General features: G+C 68.4%; 2 protein-coding genes. One reads left to right on the top strand and one right to left on the bottom strand.

Features of this window, described 5'->3' with window-relative positions; translation table 11 throughout:
• Positions 1-668, top strand: a 668-nt coding sequence (gene petA, locus AB4Y99_RS27315) for a ubiquinol-cytochrome c reductase iron-sulfur subunit (protein WP_441525551.1), incomplete at its 5' end; no start/stop codon positions are given.
• Between the two features lie 36 nt (positions 669-704).
• On the opposite strand, the gene AB4Y99_RS27310 is transcribed toward petA, so the two are convergent.
• Positions 705-1,781 (bottom strand): hypothetical protein, encoded by a 1,077-nt coding sequence (locus tag AB4Y99_RS27310; RefSeq protein ID WP_441525550.1) that lies wholly within the window; start codon positions 1,779-1,781, stop codon positions 705-707.
• Positions 1,782-2,015: the final 234 nt, after the last annotated feature.

Genomic DNA, 2,015 nt, shown 5'->3' with positions numbered 1-2,015 from the left:
CCGTTCGATCGGAGGCGCCGATGCCCGAGCAAGCCGAAGTCGGATTCCATGGGGAGCAGTCCACCCGGCGGGAGTTTCTGTTCCTGGCCACGGCCGCCTTCGGCGTCGTCRGCGCGACCGCGGCATCCTGGCCCATCATCACCTCGCTGGAACCCTCCGCCGATGTGAGGGCAGCGGGCGTGCCGGTTTCCATCGACCTTTCGCAGATCCAGCCGGGTCAGCAGATCTCGTTCTTCTGGCAAGGAAAGCCGATTTTCGTCCTGCGTCGGACCGAGCAGGCTCTCGCCGAGCTGAAGAATCCGGGCCTGCTCGCCCGGCTCGGCGACCCCGACCCCGCGGTCAACCAGCAGCCGGGCTATGCCAGGAACTGGTGCCGGTCGAGCAAGCCCGAATTCATGGTTCTGATCGCCATCTGCACGCATCTGGGCTGCATACCGCTCCCCAAGCCCGATCTGGGCGATCCCATCATGGAAGCTTCCTGGCCGGGAGGCTATTTCTGCCCTTGCCACGGCTCGAAATACGATCTGGCAGGCCGGGTGTTTCGGGGCGTTCCCGCGCCGTACAACCTTCCGGTTCCACCCCATCACTACGCCACCGACACGACGCTCGTGGTCGGCGAGAATCCGGCCGGCGACGACTTCTCGCTGTCGTCGATCGAGCAGCTGTAAGGGCGCGTCTCAGCCACCGGCGTTTTCCCCGAACCGCTATCGCGAGACCCGGGCGGCACCGTCGGGCAGCGGCTGGCCGCCTTTCGCGAGACCTGCGAGCTCTTCCTCGACGCGCTGCGCGATCGGCAGGCGGAAATGGAGCGCGTCCCAGTAATTCATATCCTGCGTCGTCACGGGGGAGATGTGGGCATAGTCCACCACAATAGCGCCGTGACGCCGGGCCAGCCCCGCAATGGCGGTCTTGCAGGCGGTGTAACGCTGCCCCTCCGCGCTGTTCTCGCGCGGGAACGCCGCGACATGCGACGGCGGCAGGACCAGCATCAGGCGGGTCGATTTCGGGTAGGCCGAGATCGTCTCTTCCAGCCAGTCGAGAGCCGGGAAGCGCCAGCCGATGCTCTCCGAGATCGGAACCGGCATCCGCGGCAAGGGCGCCAGATCGAGGGGCCGGCCGCCGTTGTTCTGATAGATATGGCTGCGGGCGCGGGCGAGATCGTAGCTTTCGTCCGGCGGGGTGAAGACCCCGTAGCCGTCGCCGCGCAGGCGCTCGGTCGCCAGGCCGAAGCGATAGGCGAGCAGCCGGCCGGCAATCTCGAGATTGGTCAGGTTCATCAGCTTGAGCCAGTCGAACCAGCGCACCTCGCGCGAGAACCAGGCCGGCACCGGCCGCGGCGTGCGCCATTTCGACGGATCGGTCGCGTCGGCCTCGCACCAGTTCGCGTCGAGCCCCCAGATCAGCCAGCGCGGCGCGGCGGTGTGCTGGCGAAACAGGCGTGCGGCCTGCATCTGCYCCCAGGGCGTGGCGGCGTTCATGGCGAGATTGACGAAGCGGGCGCCGAGATCGCGCGACAGCGCCTGCGGGTCGATCAGCCGCATGGTCGAGGTGCCGACGACCGCAGCGTCGAAGGCCCCCGAGCGCACGAGCTGCGGGTACATGTAGCGCTGGTTGATATCCATGATCGGCTGGGCCGCCTGCCCGGCATGAACGCGCATGCCGAACGGGTCGAGCACCGCGACGAAGGCGAGCAGCAACCCGGCGAAGGCGAGCGCCGCCAGCAGGAACCACCGCGACCAGACAATCCAGGCCTTCGCCATCTCGGGCTGTTGCTCCGTCATCCGACCGCCATTCCGGCCGCCGCGTTGCGCGCCTCTTCGCACAGGCAGGCCCACCCGGACAATCCGCAAGCGATGTCGCGGGCTGGCTGCGACGCGCCGGACATGCGAGAGAAGCCGGCCATGCCTCGGGATCCTCGCCGCCGCCTGCTCCGCCCGACCGGTTGCATCGCCGCCCTGCTCGTCGCGGCGATGGCAGCACTCGCGCCCGCGCCCGCCTTGCCCGAAGAGGTCGCC

Source organism: Allobosea sp. TAB14 (genome assembly GCF_052113865.1).
GTDB classification, from domain to species: Bacteria; Pseudomonadota; Alphaproteobacteria; order Rhizobiales; family Beijerinckiaceae; genus Allobosea; species Allobosea spartocytisi.
The sequence above is the reverse complement of the archived record's forward strand: the minus strand, read 5'-3'. Positions and strand labels throughout refer to the sequence as shown.